The sequence below is a fragment of the Yersinia sp. 2466 StPb PI genome (genome assembly GCF_041538325.1).
GTDB lineage: Bacteria > Pseudomonadota > Gammaproteobacteria > Enterobacterales > Enterobacteriaceae > Yersinia > Yersinia enterocolitica_E.
This window is the reverse complement of the sequence record NZ_JAULSL010000001.1, coordinates 1,119,450-1,139,926: the sequence shown is the minus strand read 5'-3', so window position 1 is coordinate 1,139,926 and position 20,477 is coordinate 1,119,450. Positions and strand designations below refer to the sequence as shown.

Genomic DNA, 20,477 nt, shown 5'->3' with positions numbered 1-20,477 from the left:
TTTATCCTCTTTCAGCACCACAATCATCAAGCAGGCCTCTAATAATTAGCCCGAATTGCTCAGGTTTCCCGCTAAACAGCACATTATCAGGCTGAATTGTTAACAACTGGCGACGTAGGCTATTACGCCACTCAATATCGGTGATCAGCCGCACGGTAACCGCAATATACTCAGCCAAATCATGTGCAATCAACTCCTCAGATAATCCCAGCCGACGGAACAATCCCTCATCGATATGTTCGTGTACTTCAGCCCCACTCAGGCAAACACCGGGTAACCCCTGACGCACAGTATCGACGATGCCATTGGTATTGCCGAAAGGAAAAGGATTAATAAACAGGTCACACTGATTAATGACCAATAAATAGTCCTGATAGGCCAAATGCTCATAGATTTTAGCTTGAGGGATAACAGCATTAACGGCTTTTTCCATCACTCGATGGGTAATTCCCCAGCAAAAACCCACCAAAAAATGAAATATCACCGGCGTTGATGTTTGCCGGGCAATCTCAGCACAGGTATCGATAAAGCGAGGGTTAATTTTCATCGCCGAGGCACAAACCGCGATATGTACCGCTGGGCGCTCATCGAAATGTTGTATCGGTTCCGGCTGGCAAATATTGGCAGGCGGCACATAGGGCAGACAGTCCTTGGGTAACGCAACCACTTTTTCGGAGAAACACTGAGGATCCCCCAGATAATCCTCTTCCACTAATACCGCATCAATATAGCTGGAATGGGTCGTTGCCGGATGGCCTAGTGCCATTATCTGTAAGGGCGCTAAGCGTAAATTAGTCAGTGCAATGGTGAGTGGAAACATCCCGACACTGGGGAAGTAGATAACATCCGGTCGCAATTGTTGCGCCAATGCCACAATAGCCTCAACCGCACCCGCCCGCTGGACCTCGGTAAAATCATCAAAAACGTCACGGGTGATGGCATCAGTGGCCCCCACAATGGTGACGCCATGGGTGGAAAACTGCTCACGCGCGGCGCGCAACGTACTGGAGTGAGTACGGTAAATAGAATGGCCGCTGTTAAACCACTCCAGGATAACCAGCATCAATGGTTTATCCCGCGCAGGTGGGAGGGAGTGGTTATCAGATAGCCCATTGCGCAGCAGCGTGTTACGTAAGTGAAAATTAATACTGCGTTTTATGGCGTGTTTTGCTGCTCTATCTGCATAACTGCAATGCATATAAACATCGTGCAGGATGCGTTCAGGTAAGCCCTCAAGATTCTCTAGCGTTAGTAGTTTTTCAGGTAACCACTCTAATAGCCGCTCACGTTTCGCATGCCCAGCAGCGCTGGGTAAAATACGTGGCGACAGTAACGCCAGAAACAGTGCCGCGGCCACAGGGGGATTAAATTGCCACAATATATCCGGCTGAAGCGGAATACCCGATTCAGGTAAATACATCAGGCAAAATTTCAGAAAATTATGGTGCTCAAAGCGCAAAGGATGGGCGCATCCCTCCCCCGCTTGATTAAGGTTGGTAATCACATGATCCGCATGGCCAAAAGGTGATGCGGCAAATATCAACGCTATCCAGCGATGGAAATTAATCAGTTGTAAAAAACCTTTATCGGATACCACAAAACCAGGATCAGAAAGTAGGTTGCCAATAGCCGCAGCCAGGCGATTACAGTAATGCTCCTGTTGCTGTACCGATTGATGCTTAAGCGAAAAAACATCCCAGCGGCCATATTGGCGGTCCAGTTGCTCCAACATCAAGACCAGTAATCGCCCCGCCTCCTCATAGCGCCGCACACACACTAAAAACTCGAAATAGGGTAATGAAAATGCGGTCGACTGCTCTACCGCTGATGCTAATTCAGCCGTTTTCTCCACCATTGTCAGCTCACCTTGTCACATCGACATCACGATTTCTCTAGCAAATTTAGAGAGTTAAAAATCCATTACTCCTGACCCGATATTTTAGTCAGGGGGTTCCACTTACCGAGAACATGGGTCCCGCATAGCTCGTGCTCATTGGTAACCTGTTCGGAGGTTATACCCTTAGGAATACAAACCGTGAGGCTGATATGGTCTGTACTATCATGCTCATATTCAGTCAGGATAGAGGGCGGTAAAGTTTGTGTTTCGAGGGCGCCGAGAATTTGATTTCGTCTTATGAGTAACGAGGCTGATTCCCCCCCCTCCTGAGACTGAGCTACCTGCGTACTATCTCCAGTCGATTTCTCACCGGGGTTAGGGGCCGACCTGACTTTACCGCCAAAATTATTTTTATTAACAGGTTTGCCATTGATAATCACATTGTCACCAATATTCTCCGGCAAGGTGAAAAACACCGATGGCTTATATGAGCCGGTATTCCCGCCAAGCGTAATGTCAGTTATCGCTGCATAATCATTGAGGAAAATACCATGAGTATTACCGGAACGGCCGTTCACCCTCCCCCCACTAATTGGGCCACCAATATGCACACCATGACCATCACCTGCGGCATCACCATTAATCGTCGTATTGCCGCTGTTGAATACTAGCCCCGTGATCTCCACGCCATGACCATCGCTGGCATTACCGCCTAAGGTGGTGTCATTCAGCGTATTGTTGCCGCCGAACTGAACACCGGTACCTTTCTCACCGCTAGCATTGCCGATCACCGTCAGCAGATCATCCGCTGCAGGGCCACTGAGCGAGGCGTTTTCACCAATATCAACACCGGTGCCATTAGTGGTATCGCCTTGCACCACGCTGCCGTTGCCACCTGTCAGATTAGCGGCGAACTCTACCCCCTTACCGTCCGGGCTGTTACCGTTGAGGATGGCGTGGTCCAGATTACTGTCATTTGCCACCTTGATGCCGCTGCCATTAGCTGATGTACCATTAATTGTGCCGCCACTGACTGCCCCTCCAAGCTGGACACCGTTGCCATTCTCCGATTGCCCCCCAATCGTGGTATTACCTTCATTTTGTAGTAAGCCATTAATATCCACCCCGGTGCCGTTAGTGGCATTCCCCGTCAGGGTGGTGTTATCAAGGAGATTGATACCGTCAAGCTGCACGCCGGTGCCATTCTCGCCGGTGGCGTTGCCGGTAACATTGAGCAGGTCACCCAGGCCACCGCCCTCCAGGAGGATTTGTTTACCAATGTCCACCCCGGTGCCGTTAGTGGTATCGCCCTGTACCGCACTGCCATTGCGGCCAGTGAGGTTACCGGCGATCTCCACCCCCTTACCGTCCGGGCTGTTGCCGTTGAGGATGGCGTGGTCCAGATTACTGTCATTTGCCACCTTGATGCCGCTGCCATTAGCTGATGTACCATTAATTGTGCCGCCACTGACTGCCCCTCCAAGCTGGACACCGTTGCCATTCTCCGATTGCCCCCCAATCGTGGTGTTACCTTCATTTTGTAGTAAGCCATTAATATCCACCCCGGTGCCGTTAGTGGCATTCCCCGTTAGGGTGGTGTTATCAAGGAGATTGATACCGTCAAACTGCACGCCGGTGCCATTCTCGCCGGTGGCGTTGCCGGTAACATTGAGCAGGTCACCCAGGCCACCGCCCTCCAGGAGGATTTGTTTACCAATGTCCACCCCGGTGCCGTTAGTGGTATCGCCCTGTACCGCACTGCCATTGCGGCCAGTGAGGTTACCGGCGATCTCCACCCCTTTGCCGTCAGAGCTGTTACCGTTAATGATGGTGTTATTAAGTTGGATATCACCATCAACTTTGACACCCGTCCCCCTGTCCGAGTTGCCATTAACCGTGCCGCCAGCGATCGCCCCGTTCAGCGCCACCCCGTTGCCGCCAGTGGCAATACCCACCACGCGAGTATTGCCGTTATTCACCAGCGGACCGGCAATATCAACACCGGTACCCTGAGTGGCGCTACCGTTTAGCGTGGTATTATCAAGGGTATTATTACCTTCCAGTTGCACACCGGTGCCTTTATCGCCCATCGCATTACCGTTGACAGCAAACAGATCGTCCGTACCACCACCAGTGAGAGTGGCATCTCTATCGATATACACTCCCGTGCCGTTAACCACTTCACCCTGTACTGCGCTGCCGTGGCTACCTGACAGGCGGCCCACGATCTCCACCCCTTTACCATCCGAACTATTTCCCACCAGCACGGTATCATTCAGCACCGTGTCGCCATTGACGCCAACCCCAGAACCAGAATCGGAGATGCCATTGATGCGGCTGTCATCAAGCACACCATTCATAACTTGAACACCAATGCCACTGGCCGCAGTCCCATTCACCACACTGTCGCTCAGTTGGCCATTAACCCACACACCAATACCGCTGCCGGAAGCAGTGCCGTTCAATACCGTATTGCCTTGATTGGTCAGTGGGCCGATGATATGCAATGCAATACCATCCACAGCCGAGCCATTTAAGCTGGTATTACTTAAATCATTATTGCCATTGAGTTTTATCCCAGTACCGGTATCTGTTGTTGCCACCCCATTTAGTGTCAGCAAATCGGTTTCACTGGTACCGATGACATATAAATTTTCTGCTATATCCATGCCATAACCAACACCATCGGTGCTGCCATTAATAACACTCTGATGGACACCCTTTATATCATTGGCAATCTCTACGCCGATGCCATTAGTACTACTGCCATTGAGCGTGGCATTATCTAACACGGCATGAGTGACAATATTAGAACCCGGCAGTGGATCAATTTTCACACCATTGCCATTAATTGATTCTCCGGTCAGAGTGGTATCAGTAATAGTGGCATTGCCGCTAATGCGCAGACCTTCGGCATGGGTTGAACTCCCGGTGACATTAATATGATTAATTTGATGCTCGGCACTGAAGAGGTGAACACCGGCGCTATCAATACTGGTTCCTTCAATCGTGACCGGGCCGGTACCGTTATTAACCACACCGGAAATAGCAACCCCAATACCTTCGACACTACTGCCGCTAATGAGAGTGTCACCCTCGCCACTTAATATCACGCTATTATTACTGGCAGGAAAGTTAATGCCGACACCGCTGGTTGAGCGCCCTTCCATTTTGAAAGAACCATTATTGTTTATCGTTAACTGAGCTGCATCTGTATGGGTAATACCCCCTCCGCCAGCAGTCGCTGGTGCCCCTTTATTTTCACCGAGGAGAGATAATTGGCTACCTTTAGCAATATTGAGTGTATTCACCCCATTAAAATCAATCCCTTTGCGGGTAGCACCATTGCCTTCTGTCTCGCCTTGAAACGCAATATTCCCTTCAACCGACAAGGTACTATTGGCTCTAAAACCAACGCCTGAGCCCTGCGTCGTATTAAATGCTTTACCGATCATCGAGCCATTTTTGGCTTTTACACTGATATTCCCCCCCAAACTTAATGCAGTGCTTAATGAAGTCGGTAAAGCAGCCAGTGTTTCAGAATAAACAGTAACATTCCCCGCAGTAGCATTAAGTTCTACATCAGTAAAATAAACATGTCTCGAACCTTGAGACAGACCATTGATATCAATATTGTGCTCAGTTGATGTCAGCGTCGTATTTAATAGATAGACAGATGCTCGCGTAGCAGCCCCCATATCAGCCTTACCATTTAAGGTGATATTTCCTTGTGCATTAAGATTATTATGTGACGTATTTGAATCCCCTTGAATAAAAATCCCTTCGCCATCACCGGTGGCAACTCCCGTCAGATTAATATCTTTGTTAGCATTAAAAATGGTATTTGGCTTAATCAAAATACCTTCTTTTTCGGAGGTTACATTGGCATTAATATCACCTGTTGTAGCAGTAATATTAGATTCACGTATTGCCAATCCGGCAGAGCTAGTCGAGTTAGAGACAACGTTAACCTCATTTGCTGTGAGATCTAAATTGGCCCAGGTTATGCCTTTTGAACCATTGTTATTTACTGTGAAGTTTCCGTTTTTAGTTTCAATATTAGCCCCATCAATACCAATACCCGCCCCTGAAGTATTGCCATGATTATTGGCTTCTATTGATATATCTTTCCCCGCAGTGATATTTACTTTGTTAGATGAGGTCCCATTTATTGTCACCGCCTCCACAGCGAGTGCTGAGGTATTGGCAACTAATAGTATATCTTGGCCTGCCGTCATCGCACCATTACCGCTGAACCCGAAGGCTTTATGTGCGGCGGAGGTTAAATTGGTTCTAATATCATTTTTAGCAGTAAGAACTGTATTCTTCATCAATATAACCTCATTACCGATGATATTACCATTCATCAAAATATTATCGGCACTGATAGTGACATTATTGAAAGGACTGCCTTTGACCCCACTGATATTTAAATTAAAATCTCCTTCCTGTGCTTTTATATTGGCAAAATCCGCAACAACTGTGGTACCGATTTCCGTTCCTTCATTAACCGCCACCAGCGATATATTACCACCGGCAGTCATATTGACCTGAACACTACTGGAGTTACCACTTATCCTGATGGCATCAGCACCCGCAACTGTAGAGTTCGTGGTTACACCTTTCAGATTAATATCGCCACTGGCATTTATATTAGTGTCACCTGAGATCCACAGCCCTTTATTGGTAGTAGTGGCATCAACATCAATATTACCGGCAGTTGCCGTAAGGTTACTATCTCTAAGTAATAAACCATCAACTCCAGTGATATTGATATTTAATTTAACACTATTTCCATTAACTTGTGATTCCTTTATTCGTAACCCAAGGTTAGTCTGGGTAAAGATATCACCATTGATATCAAATAAAACATTGCCAGACTTAGAATAAATACTGCCATTAATAAAATCCATTCCACCATATGCACTACCATTGGTATTTACCAGGAATGTGATATCTTTATCACCGGTAATGGTTGCATTCGTAAATGTGCCTACCCACGAACTTTTAGAATTAGACTTAAGATCAAATAAAATATTACCCGAACCAGTCAAGACTGAATCCTCAGATATATCAATACCCCGCCACCCTTGCCCATTAGCATTACTACTTTCACCCGCTATACGCGTTTCACCTGCTACAGAAATATTAGCAGCATGACTGATACTCACCCCAATTTGCGATGCCACCCCAGCATTTCCTTCAAGAGTGAGGTTGCCGACATCATATTTCCCACCCATAATAATAATACGAGTCGCACTGTTATCATTGGCATGTTTTGCCAATAAATCCCCTTTATTTAACAACACATCACTATTATTTAATGTAATAACAGAGTCGGCAGTAGAATTACCCGCTAATAAATTAAGATTCAGCTTGCCAAGATTAGCGGTAATATTATTGTTAATAACAACATTGCCGTCAGCATGTAACGTCAGCGTAGCATCGCCACCCGCTGTTTTATTGATATCAGCCTCTAGCGTAATATTGCACCAGCGGCAATTGGTTAAAGTGTGATTAGTGGTAGTCACCGTCACATTGGTGCCGCGATCGAGTTGAGTATTGATACTGCTATTCAATATTTGCGCTACCTTGACCGTCGGAGCGAAAACCTGGGTATTTTTCACATATCCAGCAGGAATGTCCCCAATCTGAACCATTACCCCGCTTTCAGCACCACTACCAACAATACTTACCTCTGCGGGATCAAGTAACCAACTCCCCTGACTACCATGAATAGCCGCAGTATCAACCTGACCAAAAGCCTGTAAATTACGGTTACTGGATGTCTCTACCTGCCCACCATTACCTGACTGTAGCCCACCACGAGCATAAATATTGCCATAGAAGCCAGTGTAATCTTCTGACCAGAGCACGGCGGTACCACCCGACCCGTGGTTTGAAGCAGAAACATCAATATCCGCACCTTTATCCATGACGACTGCTCGGGCATTTTTTATCGCATTATTTTTACCCTGCCAATCGCCCCCGACCAGGACTTTGCCACCGCCCTCAGCCCCGCGAGCATCAATTTTGCTCGTTTCGACCAAATGTATCTTTTCACCTTGCAAGATAACATTCCCGCCACGGCCCTGCGCACTACTGACATCAATAACACCTTGCTGGCTCATCACCCCTTCACTGCCGCCATCGAGGTAAATAACGCCATTTTTTTCAGATAAACTATGCGCCTGCAAAATACCGGTATTATCAATCACAGTATTCATTAACATCTCTTTGCCGCGCGCTGTCAGTTGGATAACCCCGCCATCAGCCTGAATCAGCCCGCCGTTTTGCAACAAAGTACTGACCTGTTCACCCTGGACTTGCACACTCAGCAAGCTGCCGTGATCCAGATTAAGGGTGACACGACTCCCGCTCGCTAATGCTACTTTTCCTTGCGGCGACGCGATAACACCGGAAGCCTGATTATCAACCTGCTGGCCAATCAGCGCGATATAGCCACCAGTGGTGGTGTGCAAATTAGCCTGATTAACCAACTTGCCTTCATGTTTTCGGCTGGTCAACGTATAGCGCCCAGAAACAAAATCCTGATTTGACATGGATTTAGTACTGGCAACCAAACCACCAACATCAACTTGCGCACCTTTTCCAAACAGAATGCCATTCGGATTAAGTAAAAAGACCTGTCCATTCGCTTTTAGGCTGCCATATATCTGCGATGCATCGCGACCAAGCACCCGGTTCAGCGCAATACTCTGCTGCCCTGGCTGGTTATAAATAACGCTGTTCCCCTGCGCGATATCAAAGCTGCCCCAATTGATTGCCAACTTATCGCTTTGCTGAGTCACGGTAAGGGTGGTGTTGTGAACATTCAACACACCTTGACCGCTAATAATATTGCCGTTAACCGGCAGTGAGGGATGGGCGAATACCCGTAGCGGTAATATGCCAAGAGCTAATCCCGTCATGATGGCCAGGTGGCTTAATATTCCAGCTTTTGTATTATTGTCATTAATGACTTTTTTGCCGCCAGACGAAAAGGACCGTCCGTAAGTTCGGGTAAACTCTCCGACAGCAATTAAACATCCCAACCGACGGCAGAAAATAAGTTTGTATAATTTACTGTTCATTATTCACGTCCATTAAATCTGACAAATATGCCAATAAGCGCTAAAACATCTTGTAAGCGCTAAGCCAAAGTTGGTCGTTATCCGGTTGTACAATTGCAGCCTGGCCGGTTCGATGTGCCCAAGTCAGATTCAAGGTGTAATCTGCCGGACGAAAGAGTGTGATATAGGCACCAAAGCCAGACAGGTTAATATTATTCCCCGTCAGGCCCGCGATAGGCTGGCGATAGTAAGAGCCCCACCCTTGGTCAAAAAATGCCGCAAAGGTGATTTGATTCCCAGTTCCTGCCCATGTGGGAAGTAAGAGTTGCCAGTGGGTGCGTAATTCGGTAGTGAAAAGAGTGCCTTTATCCACCGCCCCTTCACCAATGCCATAGGCGCGCACCGCCAGCGGCCCACCTAATAACAGTTTTTGTGAGCTATCAAGATTCTTACTGGCTATTTGACCGGTAAATTGGTTGAAAAAGGTGAAATAAGGGCCAAAACCCTGATCATGACCGGCACGATAATTAAAACGGGCAAAAGTGCCACCAATACCAGTTAAGGAATTCATGCTTTGACTGAATTCGTCATCCAATGACAGATGGCCTGCCGTACCCAGTAAAGTAAAATTACTGAGTCCTCTAGGTACTGCGGTAAACGTACCACCAAGACCAAACTCACCGGCATCCAGATTGCGCTTTTGTTCTGGCAGCATAATCAGTGAATCACGCATTCTGCTCTGATAATAACCGGTATTCACATCAATTCTAGCTGCCGAATTACGGATCCACGGATGGCGTAAATTAATGCCCCAAGTGTTAGAATGGCCATGAGCATCCAATATTTCGAAAGGCCCCTTTAGGGTATAATCCAGATAACTATAATTAAGCGCTGCACGGGTGCCATAAGTATTAATGGGGAAGTTGTAATCCAACATGCCATTGAATACATCTACCGAGCTGGATAAAATCAAATCAGTACGTAGTTGATCACCCCAGCCGGTCATATTATTGAGTACCCCACCGACTAATAACCGATTATGACCAGAATAATCATTACCCTGGTTATCCACACCGAGATATCCCATCGCAGTCTGTCCTGGGGAAATATCAGCATAAACTCTCGTCATTCCCGATTGAGTTCCCGGTTTTAATGCCAAAGCAGCATCAACCCCCGGAATTTCATTAAGAATAAGGGTGGTGCGTTCAAGGCGGGATAACTCAGCCGGAGAAGCGGCACAATCTTTATTGCCAACAAAACCCACTTCTTTGCTACAACTATTACTTTCAATCACCGCAGTAGCAAAATCAGTATTCAACCGGCTCTGATTATTAATCTCCGGTTTATCTAATCTGCCAGCAATAATACGAACTATGACAACACCTTCACGGATAGTTTGTGGTGGCAATATTGCCTGAGTGGCAACAAATCCTTGTTGTCGATAAAAGCGAGTTACCGCTAACGTCATGGCTTGTAAATCATTAAAGGTTAATTGTTGCCCCAACCAAGGCGTAATTACGGCGCGTAGTGCTTTATTATTTCCGTTACTGTGCCGTAATAACTGGGTATCACCCTCGAATCTAACCTCACGTAACATGATTCTTCCCGCCGAGGTAGAACCGCCAAACGATGTAGGAAGGAGCAAAGGTGGAAGTTTGATTTCAGCTTCCTGTGGCGCACGCAATGGCACCGGCGTTGTTTGCCGTATTTCGTTACTAATCACACCCGCATTCGGTACATTTATGACCTGAGGAGCGGCGACTACCTGTGAGCAAAAAAAAAGGGCAAACATGATTACTGTGGAACTCAGTTTAGTCTGATACCGTAATTTTTCTGGATAATAAAAATGTCGCATAAAATACGCCTGCTTAGCATGATGATCACGCCAGTTTAAATAATAACAACCTCCGTCATTTAATACTGGCCCACATAGTTGATTTTAGTTAGCAAGTTAATAAAGTGATTAAATAAACATAAAATAGAATGTAAAATGGCATGACGAATTAATAAATACCAACATCCCAAAGAGTAACCTCTGTTGGTTCAGACTAATATTCATCTCACACGTATAACAAATAGTTATTTATGGTAGATATTTCATTATCGACATGAAACAATAATAGATTCACATACAAATAAATAATCAAAGTAATTAGAATTTAAATAGGGAGTGAAGTAATAACTTAACAAAATGAAAACACACATTAAAATAATAGCCAGCCAGCCAAATAACACCAACTACAATTACAGTAAAAGAAATAATAAGCCACATGGAACACTAATAATAACAATAAAAAACATTAATCGTATTTTAAAACAGCCTAAATACCCGCTAATCACTTAAATATGAACAATGCTTTTTATAATTATAATTAGATATAGTAATTTAAATAATAAAAAGCCCCGCATTACTTAACGGGGTCACTATATTCTGGTTCAGACCATCACCGAGTACCATGAATAATTTTTGCTATCCATTCTGCCTGATGCGAGCAATCAAATTATCAATGTTATCAATGTGTGATGCGGCCAATATCAAACTACGCCCCAAACTCAACGCATGACGCTGACATTCCCGGCGCATCTCTTCATCAGCGATACTATCCAGATCAGCAACATGTGCCAGGCCAATGGTACGCCGAATTAATTCAGTACCACAAAACCCTATCGCGTCTTGCCAAACCTGTTGCAGGAACTGTTGTACATATCCTTCGGTCGCTAAGGCTAAATCCTGCGTTTTTTCCTGACTTAACGCCACGAAACGGCTGGAAAATGTTTGCCAGATAATATGCACATCTTTCAGCCGTTGCTCGCGGCTAGCTGCGGCATCACGAGGGCCGGCCAAGCCGGGTAGTCCACAGTAATTGAGCAGTAAATTCCCTAGTGCGGTACCCACATCAAAGCCGATTGGGCCATAGAAACCAAATTCGGCATCAATAGTTTTCAAACGCCCCTCAGCAACGAAGATAGAACCACTATGAATATCCCCGTGCAGCAATGCTTCGGCCTTACTCAAGAAGCGATGTTTAAGTGAGGCCACCGCCACCTTGAGAGCATTATCCTGGCGCAGAGCCAGTACATCAGGGAGTAATGCCGGATCAAAATTATTACGTTCATGATCAATATAAGGGTCAGTAAAGAATAGATCCTCAGTAATCTGGCACAACTCTGGATTGGTATAGCAGCTCACTGCCGCTTTTTTGGCTTGTGCCGACTGATAAAAATCTGAGGTATGGAATAAGGTTTGCGCCAAATATTCAGCCAGTTGTCCCGCCGCTTGCGGATAGTGTTTACCTGCCAGCAGTTCACTGCGCCAGATATGGTGATCAGATAAGTCCTCTTGCACCATAACCGCCAATTCAGCATCGTGATGCAGCACATTGACCGTGTGTTGCGGGCAAAATTGGCTGTGTGTCAGCAGGGTTTGCGCTTCAATTCTGGCGCGATCCAAGGTCAACGGCCAAGACTCCCCAACGCAGCGCACATAAGGCAGTGCCTGCTTGACAATCACCCGACTGACGCCGGCCGCATCACGGATTTTAAACACCAGATTGAGATTGCCATCCCCAATTTCATCGGCCATCACTAAGGTCAGTGGATTAGCAACCTGACCAAATTGGCGAGCATATTCAACAGCATCCGCAGCAGTAAATGTATGGTAGCGCGACATCTTCGACCTCTTTATTCTTTACCCGATTCTGGTTCACTCACCGCCAACTACTTGCTTAGCTGTGAAATTATTCTCTGTTAGAGCTAAAAAATCCGTATTTAGGCGTAAAACCATATAGACGTCTACACATCCGTAAGATATGTTGGCAGAATAAGAAACCAGATGCAATAACGCAACATGGATTTAACTGACAATGCAGACGCTTAACAGGCTCGATTTACAAACCACCAGCTTAAGAATTATCGATAACCAGCTCTGGATACTCGATCAGCAGGCATTACCACAGCGTCAGGAGTGGCTATTAGCTGATACGGTAGAGTTACTGATTGGTCATATCCAAACATTGCGAGTCCGTGGTGCACCGCTCATTGGACTGTCAGCAAGTTTATTATTGGCTTTACTGGCAGAACGTGGTTTGCCGCAAGCTCAACTTGAGCAGGCACTCATCGCGCTGCGTGAATCCCGCCCGACGGCAGTCAACTTGATGAATAATCTGGCACGGATGCAGCAGGCTTTGCTACAAGCCAACTGGGTCGATACTTTGGTCCGCGAAGCGCTACATTTGGTGGATGAAGACCGAGAATTGTGCGAGCGCATTGCCCGGCATGGGGCGGCACTGGTTAAACCGGGCAGTAACTTGCTAACCCACTGCAATACCGGTGGCCTCGCTACGGCAGGCATTGGTACCGCTATCGGCGTATTATTGAAAGCCCATCAGCAAGGTAATATTCAGCAGGTGTGGGTCGATGAAACCCGTCCTTTACTACAAGGCGGCCGCTTAACCGCCTGGGAGTTAGGTGAGTTAGGTATTCCATATCAATTGATTTGTGATTCGATGGCTGCCAGCCTGATGGCTCAGGGCAAAGTGGATGCTATCTGGGTTGGTGCGGATCGCATTGCCGCCAACGGCGATGTGGCAAATAAAATAGGCACTTACAGTTTGGCGGTGTTGGCCCACTATCACAATATTCCGTTCTATGTTGCCGCCCCGCACACTACTCACGATCCAAACTGCCCGAATGGTGCAGCGATCCCAATCGAGCAGCGTGCCGCCAGTGAAGTGACCGGTGTCTCAGGCAGCTTTGGCAGTTGCCATTGGGCACCAGAAGATGCCGCTGTGTATAACCCGGCATTTGATGTCACACCGGCAGCATTGATCAGTGGTTGGGTATTAGACAGCGGCGTCATTAGCCCAGAACAAGTGGCGGCAGGCTTCTTCCAAGCTAAGAATTAGCAATGTTTGTAATTTTATCCCCAAAGCAATTGAAGCCGCAGCGGTGTTAGCTGCGGCTTCAAGTAAGAAGGTGATCAATCCAAACGTGGATAAGCATCGGCTATCTTATCGCCAGTAAAATGTGCCACCCACCCCTCAGGATTATCAAATACCCGAATAGCCGTGAAATTCGGTGCAGACCCCATATCAAACCAGTGGCGAGTATCGGCAGGGACAGAAAGTAAGTCATTCTTTTCACAAAGTATTTGATAAATTTTACCGTTCAGATGCAAACAGAACAACCCTGCACCTGCAACGAAAAAGCGCACTTCATCTTCACCGTGGGTATGTTCTGATAAAAACTTCTCACGCAACACTTCCCGCTGAGCGTTATCAGGCCGCATGCTAATCACATCCCAACTCTGATAACCCTTCTCCGCCACCAGCCGGTCAATCTCATGTTGATAAGCTGCAATCACCGCCTCCGGCTGTGGATTTTCACCCAGTTCACGATCTGCCTGCCAGCGCTCAAAGCGCACACCAATAGCAGTCAGTTGCTGCTGGATCTCTTCAGCATCACGGCTTTGCCACAGCGGTTGCTCCGGCTGCTCATCACTAAAAATCGTTAATCCGCTCATGCTGTAAAATCCTCCAAAACGATTTGATCAAAACGGCTCACCTGTGGGTGGCGGCTTTCGTTATCAGGAAAGTCGCGAATCAGTTGGCAAGTTTGCCAACCCGCCAGTTGCGCGGCATCCAACTCCTGACGGATATCAGATAAAAACAGCAGTGCTTGTGGGGCGATAGCTAATTGACTAGCAATATTCTGATAAGAGTTCACCTCACGTTTCCCCCCAACATGGGTATCAAAATAGCCACTGAATAGCGGGCGTAAATCCCCTGCATCGCTGTAACCAAACAACAGTTTCTGCGCAGCAACCGAGCCGGAAGAGTAGACATATAACCCCAAACCCTGTTGCTGCCAGTCGGCCAATTGCCGGGCCACTTCTGGGTAAAGATGACCACGAAAGTCCCCTTGCAGATAACCGGTGCGCCAGATAATGCCTTGAATCGCTTTCAACGCCGTGGATTTACGGTCTTCATCCATAAAACCATGTAACGCGGTAATCAATGTTTCAATATCAGCATCCGGCTGTGCAAGTTCATGGCGCAAACTGGTTAGCGCTACGGCAATCTCTTCATCCTGCTGATGTGCACGCAAATAGGGCGTCAGTCGCTCGCGGGCATAGGGGAACAGCACCTGATGGACAAAGCGGATGTCACTGGTGGTGCCTTCAATATCGGTAACAATAGCCTGGATCATTTAGCCCCCACGTTAGAATTGAGATCAAACAAGCGGCGTTGCAGTTCACACTGGAACAAGAATTCCAGCCCTTCCAGATGACGACGGGCTTCCACCACGCTATTTCCCCAGCAATACAGGCCATGACCGCGCACCAAGAATCCGTAGTGTAGCGGGTTATTATCTGCCAGTGCGGCAACCCGTTGGGCCAGCGCCGGAATATCCTGATCATTATCAAAAATAGGGATGGCAACCGCATCCAAATGGCTACGCTGACCCGATAGTGATTTCTGCATTTCATAGCCTTGCAATACTAATTCATGGCTACGCTCAACCCGAGATAGCACGGTGGCATTCACCGAGTGAGTATGTAACACCGCATTGATCTCTGGATACCGACGATAAAGCAAGGTATGTAGCCCGGTCTCTGCCGAGGGAGTGCGCCCACTGGGAACATGGTTGTTGGCGGTTTCTACCAGTAGAAAATCGTCAGCGGTGAGGCTGCCTTTATCTTTACCCGATTCGGTAACCAGACAATGAGTCGAGTCCAGCCGCAGGGACATATTACCACCAGTCGCTGGGCACCAGCCCTTCTCCCCGATCCAGTGGCAGGCGGCTAACAGCGCGCCAAGTTGTACATTTTCTGTCATTGCATATCCCTGTTGTGGTGTAGGTGGGTCATCACATTTAGCAACCGCAATTTGCCCGACGATCAGCTTTAGTACATTTTTATCTATGCTTAGCGAATTACGGCATTTAGCCGTTTAAACATCTAAGCGTCTTGATTGCCAAATCTTAACATCGTGTTATATTGACGGCAACATACAGCGCCAGGAGTATTCATCTGCCATGAGCACTTTATCCTTTATTCCAGACAGTAAATTGCCGGCACAAGGCACTACAATCTTTACGCAAATGAGTGCATTGGCGCAAAAACACCAAGCGATTAACTTATCGCAAGGGTTCCCCGATTTTGATGGCCCAGACTATTTGAAACAGCAATTGGCCTATCATGTCAGTCAAGGTGCAAACCAATATGCCCCAATGACCGGCGTGGCGCCGCTGCGCAATGCAATTGCGGAGAAAACGGCTAAAATCTACGGCTGGCAGCCCGATGCCGACAGCGAAATCACCATCACTACCGGTGCCAGCGAAGCCCTGTTTGCCGCCATTACCGCCCTGGTGCGCCCAGGCGACGAAGTTATCTGCTTTGACCCCAGTTACGACAGCTATGCACCGGTAGTTAAACTGGCGGGCGGCATACTCAAGCGCATAGCACTGAAACCCCCGACATTCGCCACCGACTGGTCTGAATTTGCTGATCTGGTTTCTGAACGTACTCGTCTGGTTATCGTCAATACGCCGCATAACCCTTCAGCGACTGTTTGGCGGGCGGAAGACTTTGAACAACTGTGGCAAGTGATTGCTGAACGTAATATCTATGTGCTGAGCGATGAGGTGTACGAACACATCTGCTTTAGCGCCACAGGCCATGCCAGTGTGCTGGCTCATCCGCACCTGCGCCAACGCGCCATTGCAGTGTCCTCTTTCGGCAAAACCTTCCATATGACCGGTTGGAAAGTGGGGTATTGCATCGCCCCCGTCGCTATCAGTGCCGAAGTACGTAAAATTCATCAATATCTGACCTTTTCGGTTTGCACGCCGGTTCAGCTCGCATTGGCGGATATGCTCAATGCCCAACCAGAGCACTGGCAGCAACTGCCCGATTTTTATCGCGCCCGTCGTGATCGCTTCGTTAATGCGCTGTCCACCAGCCGCCTGAAAATTCTGCCGAGTGAAGGCACCTATTTCCTGTTGGCCGATTACAGCGCGGTTTCTGATCTTGATGATGTTGAATTCTGCCAATGGTTAACCGAACATGTCGGCGTGGCCGCGATACCGTTATCGGTATTTTGTGAAGGCCCGTTTCCCCATAAACTGATCCGGCTGTGCTTCGCCAAACAGGATGCCACGCTGGATGCTGCGGCGGAGCGATTGTGTCAACTTTAAAACTGACCCTGCTGCAACAGCCATTGGTATGGTTGGATGCACAGGCAAATCTGCGCCATTTTGACATGCTGTTGGAGCCACTCCGGCAGCGTGATGTGATTGTGTTGCCAGAGATGTTTACCACCGGTTTTGCCATGAATGCGGCTGAAAATGCATTATCAGAAGGTGAGGTCATCAACTGGTTACGCCATTGGGCCACGGTTACTGATGCCCTGATTGGCGGCAGTGTGGCGCTGAAAACCACCGAGGGTGCGGTGAACCGCTTCCTGCTGGTTGAACCGAATGGGCGCGTTCATCATTATGACAAACGCCACTTATTCCGCATGGCCGGTGAGCACCACCACTATCAAGCGGGCAAAGAGCGCAAGGTGGTGGAATGGCGCGGCTGGCGAATTTTGATGCAAGTTTGCTATGACCTGCGTTTTCCGGTGTGGTCACGCAATTTGCAAGATTATGATTTAGCACTCTATGTCGCTAACTGGCCAGCTCCTCGCGCCAAACACTGGCAAAGTTTACTGACAGCGCGCGCGATAGAAAATCAGGCTTACGTCGCCGGATGTAATCGGGTCGGCGATGATGATAACGGCCATCACTATCAGGGCGACAGTGTGATTCTGGATGCTCAAGGTGAGGTGTTGGCGCAAGCAGAACCGGGACTGGCTGCGCAACTGGATGCTGAGTTGTCTTTAGAAACATTGCAGAGCTATCGCGAAGCCTTTCCGGCATGGCGCGATGTTGATGATTTTTTATTGTTGTAAAGGTAAAACCAGGGGGAGCCGTGCCGCAAAAGTGCTCCCCAAGTGTATTAAACCCGCTGCCAGGATAGCACCGTTTCCAGATAAGCCTGAATGGCTAGCGCAATATCACTATGCATGACGGATTCATCAGGATGATGGCTTACCCCTCCTTTGCAGCGCACAAACAACATCCCTACTGGCCAGCACTCAGCAACAGCAATGGCATCATGCCCCGCACCGCTGGGCAGCAATAATGAGCGCCCCTGTACCCGATCAATACTGGCGTTGATTCGCTGGCGCAAAGCCATATCACATTCGGTAGCACTGATACGGTAAAACTCTTCTGATGAAAAAGTCAGGCCGCGCTGTGCTGCTATCACTTGCGCCTGCGCCAACAAGCTGGCCAGTAACTGGTCCACGTGACAGTCTTGCGGGCCACGAATATCCAGCGTCAGAACCACCTCTGCGGCAATCACATTCACAGCACCTGGCGAACAACTGAGTGTTCCAACTGTCGCCACTAAATGTTCACCATAGCAAGCAGTCAACTGTTCAACGGCACCAATCCATTGCGCAGCACCGGCCAATGCATCTTGCCGCTGCCCCATCGGCACCGTACCAGCGTGGCCCGCTAAGCCAATAAATCGGCAATTCAGACGGCGCGCGCCATTGATTGCCGTCACCACACCCAATGCCAAATCGGCCTTTTCTAAACACGGCCCCTGTTCAATATGCAGCTCCAGATAAGCACAAAAATCACTCACCTCACGTCGCGCACTGACAATAGCCGCCGGGTCAAAATCAAGATTCTCCATGGCCTGCGCCACACTGACACCCTCAGCATCGGTTTTACTCAACCAATCGGCCGGCCAGCGCCCAGTGATACCTTTACTACCCAGCAGGGTGATACCAAAGCGCGTACCCTCTTCATCGGCAAAACCAATCACCTCAATGGCCACCGGCAGCCGCTGCTGCTGACGATACAAATACCCCACCACTTCTAGCGCACTTAATACACCTAGCATGCCATCGTAACGGCCGGCGTTGCGCACCGTATCAAGATGAGAGCCTAACAATAGGGCCGGCGCATCAGGTTGCAGCCCTTCATAACGGCCGCAAATATTACCAACTGCATCCTGCCACACGCGCATCCCGACCGCCTGCATCCATTCACCCACTTGCTGATTTGCCCGCAAATGTTCAGAAGACAGGTACACCCGCGTCAGCGCATCCGCTGATTCACTGATTGCCGCCAGCACATCACAACGGGCCAAGACCCGTAATGCAGCCTGCTCTGCCTCGGCATCCGGCAGGGTAACAGCCATCAGTTCGCTCCGTTTAGTGGATCAATAGCCGGTTTATCACTCTCAGCTTGATAGACATTCCACGCGCTTTGCAATCCGTTGCCCTGAACCGTGGCAAAACCTAAACGGTTTAATACCGCCTCCAATGCCACCAGCGTTTGCATCACACAATCTTTACGCGCGTTATATCCCATAGTGCCGATGCGCCAAATTTTGCCATTTAGCGGCCCGAATGAGGTACCAATCTCGATACCAAAATCATTTAGCATCAGTTGCCGCACTTGCTCACCAGGAACACCGGTCGGAATAACCACCCCCAACACATTGTTCATGCGGTGCTTCATATCACCGAACACCGCCAGCCCCATTCCCTGAATGCCCGCCAACAACGCTGCACCATGCAAAGCATGACGGGCAATACCGTTATCCAATCCCTCTTCCAGTATTACTCGTGCGCATTCCCGTGCCGCAAACAGCATACTGGTGGCTTCGGTATGATGATTCAGGCGCTCCGGCCCCCAATAATCCATGATCATGCCCAAATCAAAGTAATTGGAATAGATCATCTCTTCGTCGCCATCAGCATGATCCTGAGTACGGATCCCCTGCTCAATACATTTGCGCCGCCGAATTTGCTCAGCGAATTGTGGGCTGAGGGTCACCGGAGCACTGCCTGATGGCCCGCCAAGGCACTTTTGCAACCCGGCAGATACTGCGTCCAACCCCCAGGCGTCAGTTTCCAATAGGTTCCCCCCCAGCGATGCAGTCGCATCGGTATAAAACAACACTTGATGGCGGCGACAGATCTCGCCCAACTCAGCCAGCGGCTGCAACATGGTGGTTGACGTATCGCCCTGCACCGTCAATAGCAGCCGTGGGTGTACTTTCTTGATAGCATCTTCAATCATCTCTGGGCTGAATACCTCGCCCCACGCCACCTCGATAGTGTGGACTTCGGCCCGGCAACGGCGGGCAATTTCACACAATAAGTGACCAAAACGGCCAAAAACCGGCACCAGAACTTTATCGCCAGGGCGGATGGCCGACAGCAGAACCGCCTCAATACCCGCACGAGAGGTGCCATCGATCAACATCGTCCACTGATTCTCAGTGCGGAAAACCCCACGATATAGCGCCATCACCTGATTCATATACTCTGTCATCGCCGGATCGTATTGCCCGATCAACTGACTGGCCATCGCCCGCAATACCCGGGGATCGGCATTGATCGGCCCCGGCCCCATCAGCAACCGTGCCGGTGGGTTAATCTGACAAAACAGCGGATTAGGGTTTATTGCCGACATAGAAAATCTCCATCCTTAAATAATTC

At 48.5% G+C, this 20,477-nt stretch carries 12 protein-coding genes; 3 read left to right on the top strand and 9 right to left on the bottom strand.

The genetic code is table 11. The annotated features are described in order from the left end of the window. Position 1: 1 nt before the first annotated feature. The 4 genes from Q2T72_RS05060 to mtnK all read right to left on the bottom strand — a co-directional run bounded on the left by Q2T72_RS05060 (position 2) and on the right by mtnK (position 12,580). Positions 2-1,855, bottom strand: coding sequence for a glycosyltransferase (locus tag Q2T72_RS05060; RefSeq protein ID WP_372568743.1), 1,854 nt, complete (start codon positions 1,853-1,855; stop codon positions 2-4). 65 nt (positions 1,856-1,920) lie between these two features. Next, positions 1,921-8,931 (bottom strand): filamentous hemagglutinin N-terminal domain-containing protein, encoded by a 7,011-nt coding sequence (locus Q2T72_RS05055; protein WP_372568742.1) that lies wholly within the window; start codon positions 8,929-8,931, stop codon positions 1,921-1,923. Positions 8,932-8,971: 40 nt separating this feature from the next. Further along, positions 8,972-10,765 (bottom strand): ShlB/FhaC/HecB family hemolysin secretion/activation protein, encoded by a 1,794-nt coding sequence (locus Q2T72_RS05050; protein WP_372568741.1) that lies wholly within the window; start codon positions 10,763-10,765, stop codon positions 8,972-8,974. A 615-nt stretch (positions 10,766-11,380) separates the two neighbouring features. Next, positions 11,381-12,580: an S-methyl-5-thioribose kinase gene (mtnK, locus tag Q2T72_RS05045; protein WP_083160161.1), complete on the bottom strand. Its 1,200-nt coding sequence runs from the start codon at positions 12,578-12,580 to the stop codon at positions 11,381-11,383. Positions 12,581-12,773: 193 nt separating this feature from the next. Here mtnK and mtnA point away from each other — a divergent pair, with 193 nt between their 5' ends. Then, positions 12,774-13,814, top strand: a complete 1,041-nt coding sequence (mtnA, locus tag Q2T72_RS05040; RefSeq protein ID WP_372568740.1) for an S-methyl-5-thioribose-1-phosphate isomerase — start codon at positions 12,774-12,776, stop codon at positions 13,812-13,814. A 74-nt stretch (positions 13,815-13,888) separates the two neighbouring features. On the opposite strand, the gene Q2T72_RS05035 is transcribed toward mtnA, so the two are convergent. The 3 genes from Q2T72_RS05035 to Q2T72_RS05025 are packed head-to-tail and all read right to left on the bottom strand — an operon-like array spanning position 13,889 to position 15,746. Next, positions 13,889-14,431, bottom strand: coding sequence for an acireductone dioxygenase (locus tag Q2T72_RS05035; RefSeq protein ID WP_083160165.1), 543 nt, complete (start codon positions 14,429-14,431; stop codon positions 13,889-13,891). Then, entirely contained in the window at positions 14,428-15,117 is a 690-nt protein-coding gene (gene mtnC, locus Q2T72_RS05030) for an acireductone synthase (protein WP_372568739.1), read from the bottom strand. The genes Q2T72_RS05035 and mtnC overlap by 4 nt, the downstream gene beginning before the upstream one ends. Beyond that, entirely contained in the window at positions 15,114-15,746 is a 633-nt protein-coding gene (locus Q2T72_RS05025; protein WP_372568738.1) for a methylthioribulose 1-phosphate dehydratase, read from the bottom strand. Before Q2T72_RS05025 ends, mtnC begins: the two co-directional genes overlap by 4 nt. Before the next feature lie 199 nt (positions 15,747-15,945). On the opposite strand from Q2T72_RS05025, the gene Q2T72_RS05020 reads away from it, so the two are divergent. Further along, positions 15,946-17,106: a pyridoxal phosphate-dependent aminotransferase gene (locus tag Q2T72_RS05020; protein ID WP_083160171.1), complete on the top strand. Its 1,161-nt coding sequence runs from the start codon at positions 15,946-15,948 to the stop codon at positions 17,104-17,106. Further along, positions 17,094-17,864, top strand: coding sequence for an amidohydrolase (locus Q2T72_RS05015; RefSeq protein ID WP_083160173.1), 771 nt, complete (start codon positions 17,094-17,096; stop codon positions 17,862-17,864). Before Q2T72_RS05020 ends, Q2T72_RS05015 begins: the two co-directional genes overlap by 13 nt. Before the next feature lie 47 nt (positions 17,865-17,911). On the opposite strand, the gene hpxK is transcribed toward Q2T72_RS05015, so the two are convergent. Together hpxK and Q2T72_RS05005 are read right to left on the bottom strand one after the other, a co-directional pair. Beyond that, positions 17,912-19,168 (bottom strand): allantoate amidohydrolase, encoded by a 1,257-nt coding sequence (hpxK, locus tag Q2T72_RS05010; RefSeq protein WP_372568737.1) that lies wholly within the window; start codon positions 19,166-19,168, stop codon positions 17,912-17,914. Then, positions 19,168-20,451 carry an alanine--glyoxylate aminotransferase family protein gene (locus tag Q2T72_RS05005; RefSeq protein ID WP_102970462.1) on the bottom strand — a complete coding sequence of 428 codons (1,284 nt, stop codon included), beginning with the start codon at positions 20,449-20,451 and terminating at the stop codon, positions 19,168-19,170. Before Q2T72_RS05005 ends, hpxK begins: the two co-directional genes overlap by 1 nt. Positions 20,452-20,477: the final 26 nt, after the last annotated feature.